Annotated in this window: 14 protein-coding genes; 6 read left to right on the top strand and 8 right to left on the bottom strand. The window is 45.3% G+C overall.

Features of this window, described 5'->3' with window-relative positions; all coding sequences use genetic code 11:
* Positions 1 to 63 precede the first annotated feature (63 nt).
* The 3 genes from AC59JT_RS00610 to AC59JT_RS00600 form a co-directional block, all read right to left on the bottom strand.
* Positions 64 to 1,440: a M28 family metallopeptidase gene (locus AC59JT_RS00610; protein ID WP_497395064.1), complete on the bottom strand. Its 1,377-nt coding sequence runs from the start codon at positions 1,438 to 1,440 to the stop codon at positions 64 to 66.
* A 58-nt stretch (positions 1,441 to 1,498) separates the two neighbouring features.
* On the bottom strand, positions 1,499 to 1,789 hold the full coding sequence (locus AC59JT_RS00605; protein WP_497395062.1) for a GIY-YIG nuclease family protein: 291 nt from the start codon (positions 1,787 to 1,789) through the stop codon (positions 1,499 to 1,501).
* An 86-nt stretch (positions 1,790 to 1,875) separates the two neighbouring features.
* Positions 1,876 to 5,046, bottom strand: coding sequence for an ATP-dependent helicase (locus AC59JT_RS00600; RefSeq protein ID WP_497395060.1), 3,171 nt, complete (start codon positions 5,044 to 5,046; stop codon positions 1,876 to 1,878).
* A gap of 289 nt (positions 5,047 to 5,335) precedes the next feature.
* Between AC59JT_RS00600 and AC59JT_RS00595 the strand changes: the two genes are divergently transcribed.
* From AC59JT_RS00595 to AC59JT_RS00585, 3 genes are read left to right on the top strand one after another with little or no spacing between them, the layout of a single operon-like run.
* Complete coding sequence (locus AC59JT_RS00595; RefSeq protein ID WP_497395058.1) at positions 5,336 to 7,093, top strand: FAD-binding protein; 1,758 nt, start codon at positions 5,336 to 5,338, stop codon at positions 7,091 to 7,093.
* Entirely contained in the window at positions 7,086 to 7,940 is an 855-nt protein-coding gene (locus AC59JT_RS00590) for a class I SAM-dependent methyltransferase (protein WP_497395056.1), read from the top strand. The genes AC59JT_RS00595 and AC59JT_RS00590 overlap by 8 nt, the downstream gene beginning before the upstream one ends.
* A gap of 3 nt (positions 7,941 to 7,943) precedes the next feature.
* Complete coding sequence (locus AC59JT_RS00585; RefSeq protein WP_497395054.1) at positions 7,944 to 9,029, top strand: hypothetical protein; 1,086 nt, start codon at positions 7,944 to 7,946, stop codon at positions 9,027 to 9,029.
* A gap of 251 nt (positions 9,030 to 9,280) precedes the next feature.
* Here the strand turns inward: AC59JT_RS00585 and AC59JT_RS00580 are convergent, their stop codons facing one another.
* On the bottom strand, positions 9,281 to 11,020 hold the full coding sequence (locus tag AC59JT_RS00580) for a glycoside hydrolase family 3 protein (protein WP_497395052.1): 1,740 nt from the start codon (positions 11,018 to 11,020) through the stop codon (positions 9,281 to 9,283).
* Between the two features lie 144 nt (positions 11,021 to 11,164).
* On the opposite strand from AC59JT_RS00580, the gene AC59JT_RS00575 reads away from it, so the two are divergent.
* Together AC59JT_RS00575 and AC59JT_RS00570 are read left to right on the top strand one after the other, a co-directional pair.
* Positions 11,165 to 11,797 carry a porin family protein gene (locus tag AC59JT_RS00575; RefSeq protein WP_497395050.1) on the top strand — a complete coding sequence of 211 codons (633 nt, stop codon included), beginning with the start codon at positions 11,165 to 11,167 and terminating at the stop codon, positions 11,795 to 11,797.
* A gap of 537 nt (positions 11,798 to 12,334) precedes the next feature.
* Positions 12,335 to 14,221, top strand: a complete 1,887-nt coding sequence (locus tag AC59JT_RS00570) for a DEAD/DEAH box helicase (RefSeq protein WP_497395048.1) — start codon at positions 12,335 to 12,337, stop codon at positions 14,219 to 14,221.
* A gap of 421 nt (positions 14,222 to 14,642) precedes the next feature.
* Here AC59JT_RS00570 and AC59JT_RS00565 read toward each other — a convergent pair whose 3' ends face one another.
* The 4 genes from AC59JT_RS00565 to AC59JT_RS00550 all read right to left on the bottom strand — a co-directional run bounded on the left by AC59JT_RS00565 (position 14,643) and on the right by AC59JT_RS00550 (position 19,250).
* Positions 14,643 to 14,990, bottom strand: a complete 348-nt coding sequence (locus tag AC59JT_RS00565; protein ID WP_497395046.1) for a hypothetical protein — start codon at positions 14,988 to 14,990, stop codon at positions 14,643 to 14,645.
* Between the two features lie 239 nt (positions 14,991 to 15,229).
* Positions 15,230 to 16,234 carry an NAD(P)H-dependent glycerol-3-phosphate dehydrogenase gene (locus AC59JT_RS00560; RefSeq protein WP_497395044.1) on the bottom strand — a complete coding sequence of 335 codons (1,005 nt, stop codon included), beginning with the start codon at positions 16,232 to 16,234 and terminating at the stop codon, positions 15,230 to 15,232.
* A gap of 201 nt (positions 16,235 to 16,435) precedes the next feature.
* Positions 16,436 to 17,779, bottom strand: coding sequence for an efflux RND transporter periplasmic adaptor subunit (locus AC59JT_RS00555; RefSeq protein WP_497395042.1), 1,344 nt, complete (start codon positions 17,777 to 17,779; stop codon positions 16,436 to 16,438).
* Positions 17,780 to 17,801: 22 nt separating this feature from the next.
* Positions 17,802 to 19,250 (bottom strand): TolC family protein, encoded by a 1,449-nt coding sequence (locus AC59JT_RS00550; protein ID WP_497395040.1) that lies wholly within the window; start codon positions 19,248 to 19,250, stop codon positions 17,802 to 17,804.
* Positions 19,251 to 19,367: 117 nt separating this feature from the next.
* Between AC59JT_RS00550 and AC59JT_RS00545 the strand changes: the two genes are divergently transcribed.
* A complete protein-coding gene (locus AC59JT_RS00545) occupies positions 19,368 to 19,997 on the top strand; it encodes a polysaccharide deacetylase family protein (RefSeq protein WP_497395038.1) in 630 nt (209 codons plus the stop codon).
* Positions 19,998 to 20,171: the final 174 nt, after the last annotated feature.

Raw genomic sequence — 20,171 nt, 5'->3', positions numbered from 1 at the left:
TAGTCGAAAGTCATTAGTCTTGAGTCGAAAGTCGACTTTGGACTTAAGACTCCGGACTCAAGACTATCTTACCGGTTTCGGAAATATAGGCAAACTTTCATGCCCTGCCTCGTCAACCGATTGCACGGCGAAAAAATAGTTATCTTTTGAATAACCCAGCGTAGTTTCATTACCGGTTACATAGATCTTCTTCTCCCAATACGGACTAATAGTTTCCCTCATTAAAATATAATACCCTACCGGTTTTTTTCCCGTTTTTGGGGTCTGCCACTTTAAGGTAGTATTATTGGTGAGGCCAGATGTGGTAACGCCCACATTTTCGGGCGCGGCCGGCGCGGTGGCCAGGTTAGCCAGTACAGATAAATTCATGCGGGCTACTTTTTGGATATAGCTGTAGTCGGCATACTCGGGCAAATCGCCGTATTTAATATCTTTTTCGGTGCGCAGGTCCTGGTGTTGGCGTACAAAATCTTCATTCATTTCGGTTAAACGCACCGCGGTAAAGCCATTGAGCTGAAACGAAGTTTGATCGCCGCCACGCAGAAAACGGTCGCGGCGGTAGATGAGTTTCACATCCAGGTGATCAACATAGCGTTCGGCAACTTCCTTAGTATAACGGGCCAGCTGGCGCGATGGGCTGTCAGATTCGCCGCCATTACCGATCAAACTACTGATAGCCGTGGCTACCCTGCGCGTAGTATCGCCACGCAAAACAGCGTTGATTGAGGGTACGCCCTCGCTGAAGACGCGTACGTGGGTATTGTCTTTAAGTCCATTGTCTTGTCCGTAGGTATTGCCAACAATATCATTGTTCAGCATAGCATCCACGTTCCATTTTTCATCCTTAGCACGCTTAGCAATATGCGCCGATCCATTCAAACCCTGCTCCTCGCCCGGCACCGCCATAAATATAATAGTAGCCGGGAATGATCGCGATGCCATCACCCTGCAAATCTCCATAGAAACCGCCGTTCCCGATGCATCATCAACAGCTCCCGGCGCAACACCTTTAGCATTCATCACATCCGTAACCCGCGAATCATAATGACCGGATACTACATAAATGCGGGTATCTGTAGGGTCAGTGCCTTTTAATATGGCCAATACATTTTTCAATACCGTTGGCTTATCAATGCGCCCGCCTGCTGGTTGGATAAAGCTATCAAATTCCACCTTCATGCGTCCGTTTGACGCGGCGGCGTATTTCTCCATCTCGCTTTTTATCCAGTTACGGGCGGCGCCAATGCCTTCGGTTTTGCTGGTGGTGTCGCTCAGCGTATGGCGGGTTTTAAAGCTTACCAGCTTACGCACGATGGCTTCAATGTTTTTTGAGGAGACGTCGTCAACCATCTGCTTAATAGCCGCGTCCTGGCGGATAGTGGTTTGAGCGAGGGTTGGGGATGCTAGGAATAATAGGATGAGGAGTTTGAGGTGTTTCATAAAATCAAATTAAAAAGGGTGTCATGCTGAGGCACTCGAAGCATGCGCGTCGGGCCTCTCAACCATGCCTTTGCGATAAGTCTGGTAACGCATCCCAATCCCCTCTTATTATCGCCTCTTTCTTTTTGCGAGTCCAGCCTTTTACCTGTTTCTCAAAAGCAATTGCCTGTGTAATATCGGTAAATCTTTCTTGAAATACTAGCTTAAGCGGCCTTCTTTTGCAGGTATAGCAATTGGGGTTAAAGCCGGTTTCATGTTCCCACACTCGCCTGTCCAAATCATTGGTTACTCCGGTGTAATACGAATCATCGGCACATTTCAGAATATAAACATAATATTGTTTCATCATCGGTCTATAAACTCGTTATTGGCCTTTGCGCTCATGCTTCGAGTGCCTCAGCATGACACCTCACGCGCATGGTTTTTCAAACATTGTTACTCTTCCTCATCCCCCGCCACAGTCAGCATATCATCAACCTGCGTGAAATTACTGCGGACGAAATGGCACCAGTCGCATTCCTTCTTACCGCAACCTGTATTGAAATCATGCGCCTGTATTTTTTGGTAAACCGAAGTGATCTGCTCTGTTACCAACTCAATATCTTCCGGGCGAATAACGATCTTTTCTTTATGATATTCGCCTTCGCTTACCGGCTCCACAAACTCAAATATGGTTGAGGTTGCTTCCCAATCGTTGGTGTGGTCGTTATCAACCAATATTTTGTAAAATACCGCCTGGCGCCAGTAATCGCCTCCTTCGGGTTTGCCCTCGCTTGGACCGTTTAGTTTGTCTTTGGCGTTTTTGAGTTTACCGGTTTTATAGTCGACAATGGTGGCTTGCTTGCCTTCAAACTCAATTTTGTCCAGGTTACCTTTTATCGGCACGCCCTGTATTTCTATATTTTTGATGCCTTTTTCGGTGAGCGCCACTTTGTTCCATATATGGATATTTTGCTCGTAGTATGGTGGAAGTATTTTGTCGCCGTAATCAACGCGTAGTTTAAATTCCTCTTTGGTAAACGAGTCGCGGTTGCGATACATGTACCACTTAAACTCTTTCATGAATTGCTCGGTGGTCGGGAAGTTATCATCATCGTCCTTTAACCACCTGAAAGCTTTGTTAAGCGCCCAATGCACCGCCTGCCCAAACGTAGCCGACGGACTTTTACCGGAAGGCACCCTGATCAAACACTGAAAATAGAACCGCAGCGGGCAATCCAAATAATTATTCAAATGCGTTACCGACAGCGTATAATTTTGCAGTAACTGGTTGATGTAATTGGTATCCAGCAGCTCAACCTTAGGCTTATCCGCCTCGCTGAACTGGGTGGCGTAAAACTCCAGCATATCAGCTTCGCTAACGTTTGGATGCTCCACCATCATGTCGGTTTCGGCCAGTATCTCACCAATAAACTGCGATGCTTCCTGGTCTTTACCATTTTTGCCTTTGCCGGCGTAGGATATATTAAGGCATTGCTTGGCCCGCGTAAGCGCCACATAAAATAAACGACGGGCTTCCTCCTGCTGGGCAATATCATCGGCAGCGGCCTGGGTCAGGGTGTCGGGATAGCTGAAACCGCTGTTACGGCCCTTGCTGTCCCAGGTACGCTTATCGCAGCCAATGAAGAATACATGCTCATACTCCAACCCTTTTGAACCATGGGCCGTTAGGAAGTTAATTCCATTATCCGAGAAGATGATCTGGTTCAGATCCAGGCGGATATTGTGCTCCTTCATCGTGTCGATGGTTTTCAGGAAATCGGCCAGCTTGATCTCGGGATTCTTGCGGCTTTCATCTTTCAGGAAGTCAAAGAAGTTGGTCAATATCTGCATAAACACACCCTTATCCTGTTGATGCATGATATAGCGCAATATCCCCATTTTGCTAATAACCTGCTGAAACAACTGCTGCAGGGTAACGCTCAATGCCTCCGTTAGCAACAAATCGATATTGCTGATAAGATATTTCATCTCTGTATTGGGCGGCGCGTCAAACAGGCCAACCTGGGCCGGCGTACGCATTTCATGGATATACCTGCGCAATGAGGTTTTAGGCTGATTGTTGGCCGCCGTACCAAAATTATCCTTAGCTACCGCGATGCTGGCCTTGGCAATTTCTATAGGCGCTATTTTGAAAAAATCATAGTGCATGATCTCAAACAGCAACTCATCCCCACTCCAGGGCGAGTCAAGCTCCATGGCCAGGTAACGCAGGATATTGATAATTTTTTCGCCAAAGGGTATGGTCAGGATATCAATTTTGCGACGGGTGTTTAAGGCAATTTTCTGCGCGTCGAGGAACTGGATCAGATCATCTACCTGGCTGTGGTTGCGATATATGACCGCAATTTCGCCGGGCGGCACGCCTTTGGCTACCAGCTTTTTGATGCTGATGGCCACATCAACCAGTTCCTGATCGGGGTTTTCGTACTGGCGGATGGTGGGTTGTATGGTCAAGTCGCTGAACCTTGGGTGCGACGAGCGCAGATCCTTGTCCAACTGCAACTGCTTGGTCAACCGCTCGTTATTGCGGTTGATGAGGGCTTTGGAAATATCCAGGATGTGCTGATTTGAGCGGTAATTATGCTTCAGCACTACGGTGGATAGGGTGCTCACATAATCATTGGCAAAATCCAAAATGTTCTTCATGTTGGCACCTTGGAATTTGAATATCGACTGGTCATCATCGCCCACCACAAACACATTAGGGGTTTCCCAATAGTTGAGCAAGAATTTGAGCAGCTCATTCTGCGAGCCGCTGGTGTCCTGAAACTCATCTACCAATATATAATGATAGCGCTCCTGGTAACGGCGCAATATCTCCTCATTTTCGCGGAAGGCTTTGAGTACCCAAATGATCATGTCATCATAATCGTACCGGTTGCGGGCTTTCATTTTGGCATCGTAACGACCATACTCGGCTACGGCGGCCAGCAGCTTTTTCATTTTGTCTGCCGCCTCGTCAATATCCTTCTGCTTCGGGTCGCCTATGGCGATGCCTTTGGCGGGATTGGCGCGTTTGTAAATGAAGGCTTCGCGGTTGGGCAGGTCCTCCAGATATTCGTTAATGGCGCGTTCTATAAATGCTTCGTCCCAGTTTTCGCGCTTCATGGTGGAGAAGAGGCTTTTCAGCCTTGGTACATCGTAATATATATCACCGGTGAAGCGCTTCAACTGGTGGTCGTTGGGCATTTCGTCTACTAACTCGCGAAACAACATAGCCGATTCCAGATCTGACAGCGGCTCCAGATTCAACTTGCCAAAATACTCCAGGTTTTCCTGGATAACCTCGTTACAAAACGCATGGAAGGTATAGATATGGATACGATACGCATCGGGCCCGATAAACTCGAACAAACGCTTGCGCATGGCTACCGCGCCTGCATCGGTATAGGTTAAACACAATATCTCGCTGGCCAGGGCATCGGTGTCGGTTAATATTTTGCCGATCCGGGCGGCCAATATCTGCGTTTTACCGGTACCGGGACCGGCAATTACCAGCACCGGGCCATCCATTTTGTTAACGGCGGCTAATTGTTCGGGGTTTAAACCGGCTAATGCTTCCTGAAATTTAACGTTATACTTATGCGGATTGGGATTCATCATAGATGAGTAAAGATAGGAAAACCGAGGTCCATAACGCGGCCTCATTTTTAAACAATTTAAGCGGGGCTGATAAGGCGCAGTGTAGCGCTGTATGCGTAGCGCGCTACAGTGCTACACCTGGTGTAGCGCGCTACAGCATTCATTATCAAATAATTAATATTTCGATGATTTTACGTGCTGCACCTTTGGTATTAGCTTTTTTTGGCACCTATTTGCCAGTACACCGTTTTAAAATTGGCGTATAGATCATAAAACTATATCTTAGTTGCGCTACCATACATCAATGCCTATGCGCCTTAAACAAAAGCTGCCGGTAAGTTACTTGCTGTTTACTTTTAACGGTCGCCTTTCAAAAGGCAGCTACTGGCTTGCCTCGTTATTTTATTGGTGCGCGTTTTACGTGCTGTATAACCTGTTGCTTTTCGCCATTGGCGAGGCTTCAACCTTTATACTTTACCCTGTATTATTTTGGGCAATCATATGTACTTCAACCAAACGCCTGCATGATCAAAACTATTCGGGCTATTGGTTGCTGGCTATTTTAATACCCGTTGCCGGGCCCTTGTGGCTTATATGGCGACTTGGCTTTAAAAAAGGCAACTATACCGATAATGGCTACGGCAGCGTACCCGGATCGGCGCCAGATTATTTAAAAAATGACGAGGGCCGGGAAATTGCCCATCTTAAAACCGACGAACGTATTATTGACGACGTTACGAGGCTAAACCCGGTATTTGTTAATAAAATTGAACGCCCGCAAACGGTAGAAGAATTGTGCGAAATTGTGCATAATACCAAGGGAGCAATATCTGTTGGCGGTGGACGGTTTAGCATGGGGGGCCAAACGGCAAGCCCGCATAGCCTGCATATTGATATGCGACGCTTGAATAGGGTGCTTGACTTCTCGGTTGCCGAAAAATTAATTACCGTTGAAGCCGGTATACGCTGGTGCGATATTCAACAATATATTGACCCGCACAACCTGAGTATAAAAATTATGCAAACCTATGCCAACTTTACCGTGGGTGGGGCGCTTAGTGTTAACGCGCATGGCAGGTACATGGGCATGGGCCCGGTGGTGCTATCGGTAAAATATATTGACCTTGTTTTGCCCGATGGGAAATTAATACAAGCCAGCCTTACGCAAAACACGGAAATGTTTTTTGGCGCCATTGGTGGCTATAATGGCATTGGCATTATTGCCCGGGTGCAACTGCAACTGGCCGACAACCTCGCGATAAAGCGCATGGATAAAAAAATGAGGATAGAAGAGTATAAGGAATACTTTTTTAACAACATCAGGAATAATGAGCGGGTTGTTTTTCACAACGGCGACATCTATCCGCCACGCTACAAACGCCTACGTGCAGTAAGCTGGATGGAGACCGATGAGAAACCAACTGTTAAAACGCGCTTAATGCCTCTTAAAGAATCGTACCCGCTGGAGCGGTACTTTTTATGGTCGTTTACAGAAACGCCGCTGGGCAAATGGCGCCGCGAATTTTTGATAGACCCTTTGTTATTCAGGGGTAAGAAAATACACTGGCGCAACTACGAAGCAGGCTATGATGTAGCCGAACTTGAACCACGATCGCGCGCTGACAGCACCTATGTTTTGCTTGAATATTTTGTGCCGGTGAACAACTTTGAAGAGTTTGAACAAAGCATGGCCGAAATATTTATACGCTTTAATGTTAATGTGCTTAATGTATCAATACGCCATGCCAAGGCCGACCCGGGCACTTACCTGGCCTGGGCGCGCGAAGAAGTTTTTGCTTTTGTGGTTTATTATAAGCAACGTACTGATGCTGCTTCAAAAAATGCCGTAGCGGTTTGGACGCGTGAACTGGCCGATGCTGTAATTGCCGCAAACGGCGCTTACTATTTACCATACCAGGTACACGCTACCGCGCAACAATTTCATAGTGCTTATCCTAACGCCAAAAAACTTTTCGCCCTGAAAGCAAAATTAGACCCCGAATACAAATTCAGGAACATTTTTTGGGATACCTATTATCAAACATCAACCCCGCAAAACCATGGCTAACACTACATCTGAATTTAAAGCTGTATTTAACAATACACAATGGAGCGACGCGTTTTACCGCTTTTTACAGGTAATATTTCATTTATATCCCGAAGATAAATTTCATCAATTAATAAAAGATGAAACCGCCGCCGGTAAAACCGATGAAGAAATATACAAAGCCATACAAAGTAAGCTTAAAAGCATTAAGCCTTTTTTATCGGAGTTAACCTATGCCTTGCCTGCTTTAAAAAAACAAAAAAAGGAGATCGCCCGCCAAACCCTGCAACTGCTTAATGGCAAACAACAAATTAACGGGTACGCCGAAATTGGTTCGACGGGCCGTTACATTAGCCGTTTGCGCAACGAAATAACAGTTACCGGCCCTATATATCTCATCAATGATATTGCCCCAACCAATTCGCCGGGAGATATTATGGAGCGCGGCCAACTAAGCAAGTTGGGTACATTTATTGATATTGAAGGATACAAGCCAATAACCGAGGCAATACCAAACGAAAGCCTGGACGTAGTAACCTGCTATATCGGTTTGCACCATTGCCCTGTTGATAAATTGGATACTTTCATCGCGTCTATATACCGCATACTGCGCCCCGGCGGCTCATTTATCATTCGCGATCATAATGTGGAAACAGCCGAAATGGCGACCTTTGTATCGCTGGTGCATACCGTTTTTAACGTAGGATTGAATGAATCATGGCAATTTGAGGCCAATGATTTCAAAAACTTCAAATCGGCCAATAATTGGGCTGCATTAATAGAGAAAGCTGGTTTTAAAGATGCCGGCGAACGCATTTTGCAGGATAAAGATCCATCGGATAATACTTTGATGTTATTTACTAAATAAGGCATGAAAAGGCTGCGCATATTAACCTTGGTTGCGGTATTGTTAGCGATACTTACTTTCGCACTAAAAAACAATAAGCCGGCAACCATTAAGGCCGGTGAGGGTTTAGTGGTTGATAAGGCGTGGCTTATTACCAATGCAGAACCGCTAACACCGGCAAAGGATGCACGCCCGCCCGACCAAACTTTTTTAACCTACCCCGAGTGGTTCCTGGTGTTTAGCCCGGCCGAGCAGGCCGACTATTTTAAACAGCATACCTCAACAACGTTTCCGTACACCACACACATTAAGCAAATGTGGGGAGGCTATAGTGTAGTGAATGACCAGATCAAGGATACCTTTCCCTACAACACGGGCTATCATGTAATGATTTGGGTTATTGCAGGGAGCACAACTGTTGAGTATGGTGTTAAAGCGGTTTACGAAACAGTAGCAGGACGTTTAACCAATACCCAAACCGATGCGACAATGACTACCGAAGATAAATTTAACGCCGATTATGAGGCCCGGTACGTTAAGTTTATTGAGGCTTTGCCCTGGTACCAGTATAATTTTACCACCGAATTAAAAAATCTGTGGAGGAACACAAGTTTAGGCGGCCCCCATTTTTTGCGAAAGCTGGAGCGCCGGTATTATTTAACTACCGAATTATTAGTAAAAATCGGCTACGGCTGGCTTATAGGCTTGGCAACACAATCAGCGTACGAGGAAGCATCGTTAAAAACCTCTGTTGTTATGGATAGATCAGCAACAGCAAACAGCCTGGCAAGCGGCTTAAAAACATTGCCCGGCGGCAAACGTCTGGCCTATCTGCCTAGATATGCGTTATTTGCCCAATCGGCATCGGCATATGCAGCGCAAGGCGTAAATTTTGAAGAAATAGCGGGTAATACAGGAGCCATTATGCTATCAGTTTTAAACAATAAAGCATTAAAGCCGGGTAGCTTTAAGGTGATATTTGAGCAGCCTATACCAACAAAACCGGGTATAACCCGTACCGTATTGGTTACCACGGTAACTAATTTAAGCCACACGTTGAAGGCGCTTATTCACGATAAGGTTGTGATAGAGCATGTTTATGATTATTAGTGTGGGTCAATGCACCAAGCAATGAAAACAAATGGCAAAGGCGGCACCTACGGAGCCTGTATTCTATATTAAAATATTGCTATAAACAGGATGTTCCTAACGGAGCTTATCAAAATATAAATTGAAAGCGTTATTGTAGAGATGCAATACTTTGTGTCTTCCATAGGACATTTAAAACACGCCATAGAGTTACGTACCTGAGTGCGTGGGAGACGCAAAATATTGCATGTCTACATTATCGGTTTTCTTCTCTACGGCACACTCTGCATATACCCCGCGCCAGTCCCCGTAGGGAAAAAGACGTTTACGCTTACCGGCAGGCGACCCATCGGTTTTATTTGGCCGGTGATGGATTTTACGGCTGACAGTTGCAACTGCTCGCTGTTTTGGTAGCAGGCCAGCAGGCCCACGCTTTTTTCTATTCCGGGCAGGCCGGCTATGGTGTAAGCGTTGGCAAAAACGCTCATCACCGTTGGTTTGTTGGCCGGCAGGGCCGCTATGAATTGTTTTACACCGTTACTGTAATCCAGTTTGCTGGCGGGGCGGGTACGGGTGTCGTGAATGCTTACAAAAACCTGGTCGTACTGCCTAAGGGTTTCTATGATGCTGTTCAGTTCGGCAACGGGGGTACCTTTGTTTACAATAAATTTGGTGCTGTTGGTATACCACTTGGCCATTTCGGTTTGGAAGGTGGTGGTTTTGTCAACGCCTATACTGATCAAAGCCGTTTTTAGCAGCGGGTTGAGCTGCAGGGTTTGCGCATCGCCCCGTAGCAGGGTTACCGCGGCATCGCTTAGTTCCTGTATCAGTTCTTTGGCACCGGCGCTGTTCAAATCCTCAAATACATTTTTTAGTGGTACGTCTTTTTTAACATTTAGACCGGCCCAGTATTTAGCGGCCAGCACTTTTTTCACTTTCGCCTCAAATTCCTTTTCGTCTATCTGTTCTTTGCGTACGGCTTTTTTTATTTTAAGGATAGAGCCTTTCAGGTCGGTTGAAAGTTCGATGATATCATTCCCCGCCATGAATGCCTTAAGCTCGGCTTCGCCATGCGGGAAGTATTTGGTTACGGCCTGCATCTCCATACCGTCGCTCACCACCAAACCTTTAAAGCCCAAAGTATCTTTCAAAATTTTGGTTACAATGTTGCGCGAAAGCGTTGATGCCAGGTTTTTGGTGGTATCCAGCGCGGGGATGCTCATGTGCGCCACCATAATGCCGCTTACACCTTCCATAACAGCCTGTTTAAACGGGTATTCTTCTAACGAATCTAACCTGCCGCGGGTAAAAGGCAAAGTTGGTAAACCTACGTGCGAATCAACATTAGTGTCGCCATGGCCCGGGAAGTGCTTGGCGGTGGTTAACAAGCCTGCATCCTGCATCCCCCTAAAATAAGCCACACCTTTTTGGGCTACGTTATATTTATTATCGCCGAATGAGCGGTAGTTGATCACCGGGTTATCGGGGTTATTGTTAATATCCATTACGGGCCCAAAATTCATTTGCATGCCCAGGCGCTTAAACTCGTAGCCTACGCGCTGGCCCAGTTTGTATATTAGTTTGTTATCCTGTATGGCACCCAAAGTCATCTGGTATGGGTATGAAAGTGTGGAATCCAGTCGCATCCCAATTCCCCATTCCCCATCCTGGGCAATAAGCAGGGGCACCTTGGCCAGGTGCTGATATTTATTGATCGCAACCGCCTGTCGGCCCGGCCCGCCCTGGAAGAACACAACACCGCCAACTCCTTGACTATGAATAACTTTACCTACAGAATCAATATACTTCTGACCCAAATTTGTGTGTGCCCGCACCATAAAAAGCTGGGCAACTTTTTGCCTTCGCGTTAGCTTATGGTATACCGAATCAACCCATTTATTCTGCTGGCCCAATAATTGAATATAACTTTTCTGTTGGGCAGATGCACCGGTGACGATACAAAGAGAGATAAGGAGCGAAAGCGAGATGTGGCGTATTGTTAACCGGTTCATAGCTCAAAAATAAATTAAAATAACAATCTGTTGCAACCTTTAATATTCAGAGTCGTATACAGGTATATAATATTAACTCACACATCGGATTAAAAACCGTACAGATTAAATTAACGTAACTACAACAACATTAAATATTTACACATGAAAAAGTTTTTCCTTATAGCTATATGTGTATTGTTAGCCGGCGCTTCAAATGCACAAACATTTTTTAACGGAGCCCGTACAGATTACGACGATTTTTACGAAACACGTATTGGTGTTACCGTAGGCGCAGGCCTGTCAGGTGTACAAGGTGTGCGCAATAACTTTAACAGCGGTTCGGTTGGTGGCTTTAACGCCGGCTTTACTTTAGATTATCCTATTAACCATAGCCTGATCATCCGCTCGGAGTTATTGTTTTCGCAAAAAGGTTACAGCGCCAGCACAGCAGGCGGCAACTTTACCCAGCGCTCGCAATATATCGACATACCTTTGCTGGCCAAGATGCCGGTAGCCGGCATTAACATTTTTGCAGGTCCGCAATTCTCTTACATGATAGCCAATAACTATAACTTTGGCGGCAACTTTACCAGCAACCAGGACCACTATAAATATACCGGCAGCCGCACCTTTATTGCAGGTGTAGTTGGGGCGGGCATTAACTTAAGTAATGATGTTGATTTGTATGCACGTTATGCTATTGATGTTAAAGGCATCAATACCAACGGCAGCACTTTTTTACCGTCGTACCGTAACCAGGCCTTACAGATTAGCTTAGGCTTTAAGTTTAACTAACCTGTTTAGATTACGCTAACGCGGGCCGCCTGTAACTCGGACGGCTTTTCTAACATAAATTAACTGATCTGATAAATAACGCTAATGCGGGAAGCCGGCTGTGAAAACAGGCGGCTTTTTTTGTGCGCTGTAAAGAAGCAATATTTTGCGCCTTCGGGTTAATGTCGGTTTACGGGCAAATTCAAGGTAATATAAATTCATGGTTTGCTTTTGGGCGTTCCCCTGCGGGCCAGGCTGTACGCTCATACGCCTGCAGGCCTTAGGCTCAGGGCCGGTATCCGCTCCCATCCTTAACGCAATAGGTTAACACCTGATATTAATTAAACTTCGTAGGTCTTACCCAACTATCGCCCCCTTAATCAGCACCTGGATCCCTAAATCATCATCCTATTGTCTAATTCTCCGTTTAAACTTAACTCCGTTCTAATCATTTATTTACACACTCCAACTTTATTCAAAACCTGCTTGTTTAATCCAATAATTAACCCTACCTTTGCGCCCGATTTGGCGATGTAGCCAAATACGTTATTTTAAATCATGAACCCATTTTTAAATCTGGGAATCCGTCATGATATTGTTAATGCCATCTCTGAATTAGGATTTGAAAATCCTACTCCAATCCAGGAACAGTCAATCCCGGTATTGTTAACAGGCAGCAACGATTTTGTCGGATTAGCCCAAACCGGGACCGGTAAGACTGCTGCCTTTGGCCTACCATTATTAGAACTGTTAGATTTCGAAGAAAATCACCCACAGGCGCTTGTTTTATGCCCTACGCGCGAACTTTGTTTGCAAATTGCTAATGACATAAAAAACTACTCCAAAAAAATGAACAACGTACACGTTGTTGCCGTTTATGGAGGAGCCAGTATTTCTGACCAACTGCGTCAGATACGCCGTGGTGTACAAATTGTTGTAGCTACGCCGGGCCGTATGCTTGACATTATTAACCGCAACGCTATCGATTTTTCGAATGTAAAGTATGTGGTACTGGATGAAGCCGACGAAATGTTGAACATGGGCTTCCAGGAAGATATTGATAGTATCCTGTCAACCACTCCGGACAGCAAGAAAACCTGGCTGTTTTCTGCAACTATGCCTAGCGAAGTTAGGCGCATCGCCAAAAAATACATGGATAACCCGTTTGAGTTAACCATGGGCGAAAAAAATACCGGCAACGCCAATATCGAGCACGAGTACTATGTAGTGCGTGCCCGCGATAAATATGCCGCGTTTAAACGTATTGTTGATTTTAACCCTGACATTTTTGGTATTGTTTTTTGCCGTACCAAAATTGAGACCCAGGATATTGCCGAAGCTTTGATTAAAGACGGCTATAATGCCGACTCGTTACACGGCGACCTATCGCAACAACAACGCGATAAGGTAATGAAACGTTATCGTGAGCGCAGTCTGCAATTGTTAATTGCTACCGACGTTGCTGCCCGTGGTATTGACGTTAACGACGTTACACACGTTATTAACTACTCATTACCTGATGAGATCGAGAATTACACCCACCGTAGCGGCCGTACTGCACGTGCCGGTAAAACAGGTGTATCAATTGCCATCGTTAACGCTAAAGAGCTGGGTAAAATACGTTCGATTGAGCGTGTTATAGGCAAAAAATTTGTTAAGGCCGAGATCCCTACCGGTTTTGATGTATGCGAGAAACAACTGTTCTCGATAGTACACAAAATACACGATGTAGAGGTTAACCAGCAACAAATTGAACAATACGTACCACGTATTATGGAAGAGTTTAAAGATCTGTCGAAAGAAGAGTTGGTAACCCGCTTTGCTTCGATAGAGTTTAACCGCTTCCTGGATTATTACAAAAATGCGCCTGATCTGAACGCTTCTGTTGAAGAAGGCCGTTTTGACCGTGAGCGTGGCGAACGCGGCGAGCGTGGCCAACGTGATGGTGGCGGACGTGGTGAGTATACCCGTTTGTTTATCAACTTAGGTTCGGTAGACGAGTTTAACCGTGGCGATCTGTTAGGTTACATCTGTAACAACTCAAAAATTAGCGGTCGTGTTGTAGGTAAGATAGATGTTAAGGGAGTTTTCTCTTTCTTCGAGGTACCTCATGCCGAGGTTGATACGGTAATGAACAACTTTAAAGGTGTTGAATACAAAGGCCGCGAAGTGAGGATAGAAATATCCGGCGAAGGCACCAGCAGCAGCCGTAGTGGCGGCGGCGAACGCCGTCGTGATGGCGGTGGTAGTTACCGTGGTGGCGATCGCAGAGATGGCGGAGGCTATCGTGGTGGCGATCGCAGAGACGGTGGTGGCTACCCACGCCGTGACGGTGGTAACCGCGAAGGTGGTAACACCGGCGGCGGCGAGCGCAGAGAAGGCGGTTTCCGCGATTTTTCAGGCAAACGCCGTGAAGACCGTGGCGAGCGTAAGCGCAGGTTTTAATAGCAAAGATTAGCTATTGAAGATTAAAGATTAGCTGAAGCAATTCAACTAATCTTTAACAACCAATCTTTAATCTTCAAAATATAAGTTTTTAGTTTTTAGTTTAGTTTGCAAAGCCCTTCTGATCGCCTCGGAAGGGTTTTTGTATTTTACAGCGTTATATTAAAAATGAAATGTCATTTCGACCAACGGGAGAAATCTATACACGAGCTTTTGCGATTGCTCAGCGTGTGTATAGATCTTTCGCTATCGCTCGAGATGACATTCTTTATATAACTAACTAGTTGACCAATCACTGATCAACCAACCTCTAATCTCCGACTTACGCCATACTTACCAACAGCGCCGCTGTGATAACGTGTACGGCTATTAATGCATATGTTTTCATAGTAGTAGTATTTATTGTAGTATTGACCATTTTTTATTTCAATGGTTTAGTGCGCATCTGCGCTTTGGTTATAAACTGGCGGTGACCTTTTTTGTCTACATAAAAGTATTTGCCATGTTCGTCAACATATACTAATTCGCCGGTTGAAGCCCAGTAGCCTTCTAAACGTTTATCGGTTACGGCAGCGGCGCCTTTGCTGGCTAATTCGGATGTTTTTTTGCCCACGGCTTTTGCGCCTTTAGCTGTTGCATGGCCTACATCTGTAGCGGCTTTTTCTATTTGTTTACCTACAGGTTTCTTTTCCTGAGCGAAGGTTTGATTGATCGGGCCTGCGCTGCAAATAGCAGCAACAAGAAGTCCTATTTTGAATGTGTTTTTCATAGTAATAGTATTAACGGGGATGTTAATACAATTTTTTTGCCAAAACGCGAATAGATCTGCAATTCGCTCCATAGGAGCGCCGTGTTTATAGCATATCTACAAACAAGCAATGAGCTCCGTAGGTGCTCCGTCATGCGTTAGAATTACACGAGGCACCTACGGAGCCTAATGTCATTTTTACGGCTACTATAAACACGAAGCCCCGATGGGGCTAATAAAAAGGGCGCAATAGAATGGGGTTAATTCAACGCTTCCGCCAATTTCTTCATCTCCAGATACGGAGATTTTTTTTGATAGAGGATATTATAAACCGCATCGGCAATAGGCATATAAACGTTGTGTTGCTTATTCACCTCGTGGAGGCAATTTATGGCGTAATAGCCTTCGGCAATCATGTTCATCTCCAACTGTGCCGATTTTACGGTATAACCCTTCCCTATCATGTTACCAAAGGTACGGTTACGGCTAAATTGCGAGTAAGCGGTCACCAAGAGATCGCCCAGATAGGCAGATTCTTTAATATCGCGGGTGATAGGATGTACGGCATCAACAAAGCGCATTAACTCGCGGATGGCGTTTGATATCAACACCGCCTGGAAGTTATCGCCATAGCCCACGCCGTGACAAATACCGCCGGCAATGGCGTATATGTTTTTTAGAACGGCCGCATATTCGGTACCGTAAATATCATCGCTTACAATGGTTTTAAGGTAGCGGGTGTTGATCATGCCGGCAAATTCGCCAGCAAAGGCCGGATCGCCGGAGGCGATGGTGAGGTAAGATAGTTTCTCCAGCGCAACCTCTTCGGCATGGCATGGGCCGCTGATCACGGCAAACCTATCGAAACCCATATCATATTGCTGGTTTAAAAACTCGCCTACTATCTGGTTTTCATCAGGCACAATACCTTTAATGGCTGATACCAGTTTTTTATCACGCAGATCATCAGCCGTGATACCTTCAAGGGCGTCTTTCAAAAAAGCTGCGGGTACGTTAAGCAAAATAATATCAGCTTGCGCGATGAGGCTTTTCAGATCTGTTGAGATATTTTCAGCCGGCACCTTGATCTCCACCGAACTCAGGTAATTAGGATTGTGCGCGAATTTCTGCACGTGCTCAACCGCCTCGGCGTTACGCATCCACCAAAAAATTTCTTTTTCGGTAGTGTTGTCCGTAAGCATTTTGATATTGGCTGTAGCCCAGCTACCCCCACCAACTACTAATACCTTGTTGCCTTTTTGCATAAGTTGTAAAGGTATGGAAAATGTGCGGATGTGCAGATATGCGGATGTGGAGTTAATGTGCGGATATGCAGATGTGCGGATATGCAGATGATTTTTTTGATGGCTGTATGCACAAGCTTAAAATAAAAAGGCCAACCCGTAGGTCAGCCTTTTATTAATTATTTGCACATCTGCACATCCGCATATTCGCACATCAAGAAATTACTCTTCCTTCTTCTCTTCCGGGTTAAACAGTTTTGATTTGTCAACCTTTTCAACCTCGTCTTTGTCTTTCAGGGTTTTGGAGATAGCCGGATATGGTGCCGATACTACCTCATCGCCTGCTTTAAGGCCTGTTAGTATCTGTATGTTGGTATCGTCCTGTATGCCGGTGGTAACCTGTGTTTGTTTTACTTTACCATCTTTACCTAAAACAAATACATACTCTTTAGCAACAGGCGTACTGGCTGTTTTTACAGCGTCTTTTTTAGGAGCCGATTTATCTTCATTTTTCTTCTCCTCGCGGGTGGTTACCGATTGTATAGGTACCGATAGCGCATGAGTTTGATTAGTTTTTATATCAACCGTAGCTGTTAATCCCGGGCGGAAAGGCGATGGGTTAACCGCATCTTTCTTCAATAACGCGGTGTATGATTTTGGGTCGATACGTACTTTAACGGTAAAGTTAGTAACCTGGTCGGCGTTGGTACCAACCACGTTGGCCGAGCTGCCAATTTCGGTAACTACACCATTAAACTTTTTCCCTAGAAAGGCATCTACCTCAATTTTTGACGAATCGCCAAGGCTGATGCGGTTGATGTCATTTTCGTTTACGTCAACGTTCACGTCCATCTGGCTCAGGTCGGATATGGTCATGATCTCGGTACCGGCAAACTGGGCAGTACCTAACACGCGCTCGCCAATCTCGATAGATAGTTTTGATACCACACCATCAACCGGGGCATAAATAGTGGTTTTCACCAAATTATCCTGCGCCTCTTTAACAGTAGCCTGCGATTGCGCCAAGCCAAACTTAGCGCCAATAACACTTTGCTTTGAAGCTTCATACGATGCCTTCGCACCTTCGTAAGCGGCCTTAGCATTTTCGAACTCAGCGGTGGTTAGTACTTTTTTGTCGTACAGTTCTTTGCTCCGTTTGTAAATACCTTCCTGGTTATTAAACGTAGCTTCGGCTTGTTTTAACATCGAGCTGCTGTTACCTACGTTAGCTTTTTGCGAGTTGTACGAAGCTACCGCCCTATCATAACCCGACTGCAATATATCCGGGCGGATGCGGCACAATAGCTGGCCTTTTTTAACCACGTCGCCTTCCTTAATAGGCAGCTCAACCACCTCGCCCGATACTTCGGGGCTTATTTTAACCTCCACGTGTGGTTTAATTTTGCCGCTGGCCGATACGGTTTCGCTAATATCACGCACTTCAGCTTTTTCGGTAGCTACCTGTGTTTTTTTCTTTTTACCAATAACGCCGGTAGCCTTGCCTATTATAATAAGTAAAGCCAGTGCGCCCAGGCCTATTAATATATATTTTGTAGTCTTTCCCATGATGGTACGAGGATTTTATATTTTATAGTGTAATGGTGTTTCCTAAATAATAATCGATGATCTTGCTTCTGAATATCACGTTATAACGTGCCTGTATCATATCGTTTTGCGCTTTGTTGTGGTTGGTTACAGCAGTATTGTAATCTAACGAGTTTACCAGGCCAACGTTGTAACGCTCTTGTGTAACATTCAGCGCTTCTTTATTAGCCTCGTAAGTTTGCAGGGCCGATTGATATTGCTTATCAGCAGCGTTCAGATCAAGCACTGCCTGGATAATGGTTTTGCTCAGGTTGTTTTTTGATAGCTGCGTACCTATCTGCGCGTTTTGGTAACTAAGTTGCGCTTTGCGCACCGTGGTACGTGTATTAAAGCGGTTAAAAATAGGTATCTGTAAACTCAAACCTATGTTTTGGTTAAAGTTGTCGCGTATCTGGCTCCAGGCAGGGTAATCGCCAAAAATGGTTTGCTGTACCGGGCTTACCGAAATTACCTGCGCACCGCTACCTTGCACCGTACCTATTTGCGGAAATACCTGCGGACCCAAACCCACCGGCCTTGTAGTTAACCTGCTTGAATATTGCGAGCCCAAACCACCGTACAAACTTAAGGTAGGGTAATAATTACCCTTCGCTATTTTGATAGCCTGTGCGTAGGTTTTTTCCTGCTTTTCGGCCAGTAATACGTCGGGGTTTATTGACAGCGCCGTTCTTACCACTTCGTTGGCATCGTAAACGGTTTTAATATTGGTTAGTTTGCTAATATCCGGTTTCTCTACACTGATCTCGGTGTTGGGGTTCATCTCCATGTACTGTTTAAGTACCAGCGTTGAAATATCTAGTTGATTTTGAGCAGTTGTTAAATTTAAAGTAGCGGTTGATACCTGTGCTTTGGCCTGTGCCAGGTCGGCAAGGGTTTGGTTGCCCACTTTAAAGCTAATATCCGTACGTTGCAGGGTTTGGTTGGCCAGGTCAACCTGTTGTTTGGCTGCGGTTACCAGGTCCTGGTTTGTTAATATTTGCAGGTAGGTGGTAACAACGTTTAGTATCAAGTCGTTTTTAAGCTTGGCCGTCTGGCTTTTGTTTACATCCAACAGCAAACGGTTTTGTAGTATCTGGTTACGCAATTGCCCGCCCTGAAAAAGCGTTAAATTCATTTGCGCATTACCACTGGCGTTAAATGATGATGCTGTAGTATAAAGCAACTGCCCCGGCACCAGCGTTCTACCAAAGTTATAGCCACCATTGGTGCTGGCATTTAAGCTTGGCAGCATATTATATTTAGCCTGCTGCAGGTCCTCGCCGCCCAATGCTTCGTTAATAAGCGATTGTTTAATGTTAAGGTTATTAGCCAGCGTACGGTCAACCGCGCCTTGCAGGGTAATTTTTTCTTGCGCGTTGGCAGTAAAACCTACAGTCAACAGCAGCATACCCGTTATGCCCGCCTGCTTAAGTACTGATATATATTGTTTCATTTAATAGGTGCTTCCGTACTATTTTATTTCAGTTGATGGTTTTCAGATGTTAGCTTTGGCAGATATCCTGCTAAATTTAAAACAATTAGTTATATATCTAAAGTTAACATCTGTTAAATGTATCTGGTTAAAACTCCGTGGCTTCTAAAAAAATGTTATCCCGAACTGATTTGGGATGCCCCGCGCATTGACCGTAGCATTTATCTGACCTTTGACGATGGACCTATACCCATTGTTACACCATTCGTTCTAAATATTTTAAAGCAACACCAGGCCAAAGCTACCTTTTTTTGCATTGGCGACAATGTGCGCAAGCATCCCGATGTGTTTGAGCAGGTTTTGGCAGATGGCCACGCCATAGGCAATCACACCTATAATCACCTTAAAGGCTGGAAAACCGACGATAAAACCTACCGGGATAATTTTTTACTGGCGGATAAGCAATTGGATACGCCGCTGTTTCGCCCACCCTACGGCCGCATCAAAAAATCGCAGATAAAATTATTGAAGCAAGCCCGGCCGGATCTGAAAATTATGATGTGGGATGTATTGAGCGGCGATTTCGACGTTAACCTTAATCCCGAAAAATGCCTGAAGAATGTGCTTAAGCATACCCAGCCGGGCAGCATTATTGTTTTTCATGATAGCTTAAAGGCATTTGACCGGTTGGAGTATGTTTTGCCGGGGGCGATAGAGGAATGGAGTAAGCAGGGGTATAAATTTGAAACGCTATCACAAACTCCGTAGGAGTTTAAGCTCGGTAGCAACACCATTACCATTTTATTTACGTGCCGTAGGTACGTAACATCGCCCGGTGCCTATTCATAAGTTTCGCACCTACGGAGCGAATGCAAACTCAATATTGAATTTCTACCGAGCTTTTGCTCCTAACGGAGCAATTATTCAGTGCTCCTTTTCAGA

It is taken from the genome of Mucilaginibacter sp. A3364, from assembly GCF_059690715.1.
The sequence above is the reverse complement of the archived record's forward strand: the minus strand, read 5'-3'. Positions and strand labels throughout refer to the sequence as shown.

What these genes read in the sequence shown, in the direction of transcription:
- AC59JT_RS00550 (WP_497395040.1), bottom strand. Translation starts at nt 19,250, where the DNA reads ATGAAACAATATATATCAGTACTTAAGCAGGCGGGCATAACGGGTATG.
- AC59JT_RS00575 (WP_497395050.1), top strand. Translation starts at nt 11,165, where the DNA reads ATGAAAAAGTTTTTCCTTATAGCTATATGTGTATTGTTAGCCGGCGCT.
- AC59JT_RS00570 (WP_497395048.1), top strand. Translation starts at nt 12,335, where the DNA reads ATGAACCCATTTTTAAATCTGGGAATCCGTCATGATATTGTTAATGCC.
- AC59JT_RS00545 (WP_497395038.1), top strand. Translation starts at nt 19,368, where the DNA reads ATGTATCTGGTTAAAACTCCGTGGCTTCTAAAAAAATGTTATCCCGAA.
- AC59JT_RS00605 (WP_497395062.1), bottom strand. Translation starts at nt 1,789, where the DNA reads ATGATGAAACAATATTATGTTTATATTCTGAAATGTGCCGATGATTCG.
- AC59JT_RS00565 (WP_497395046.1), bottom strand. Translation starts at nt 14,990, where the DNA reads ATGAAAAACACATTCAAAATAGGACTTCTTGTTGCTGCTATTTGCAGC.
- AC59JT_RS00610 (WP_497395064.1), bottom strand. Translation starts at nt 1,440, where the DNA reads ATGAAACACCTCAAACTCCTCATCCTATTATTCCTAGCATCCCCAACC.
- AC59JT_RS00560 (WP_497395044.1), bottom strand. Translation starts at nt 16,234, where the DNA reads ATGCAAAAAGGCAACAAGGTATTAGTAGTTGGTGGGGGTAGCTGGGCT.
- AC59JT_RS00585 (WP_497395054.1), top strand. Translation starts at nt 7,944, where the DNA reads ATGAAAAGGCTGCGCATATTAACCTTGGTTGCGGTATTGTTAGCGATA.
- AC59JT_RS00600 (WP_497395060.1), bottom strand. Translation starts at nt 5,046, where the DNA reads ATGATGAATCCCAATCCGCATAAGTATAACGTTAAATTTCAGGAAGCA.
- AC59JT_RS00595 (WP_497395058.1), top strand. Translation starts at nt 5,336, where the DNA reads ATGCGCCTTAAACAAAAGCTGCCGGTAAGTTACTTGCTGTTTACTTTT.
- AC59JT_RS00555 (WP_497395042.1), bottom strand. Translation starts at nt 17,779, where the DNA reads ATGGGAAAGACTACAAAATATATATTAATAGGCCTGGGCGCACTGGCT.
- AC59JT_RS00590 (WP_497395056.1), top strand. Translation starts at nt 7,086, where the DNA reads ATGGCTAACACTACATCTGAATTTAAAGCTGTATTTAACAATACACAA.
- AC59JT_RS00580 (WP_497395052.1), bottom strand. Translation starts at nt 11,020, where the DNA reads ATGAACCGGTTAACAATACGCCACATCTCGCTTTCGCTCCTTATCTCT.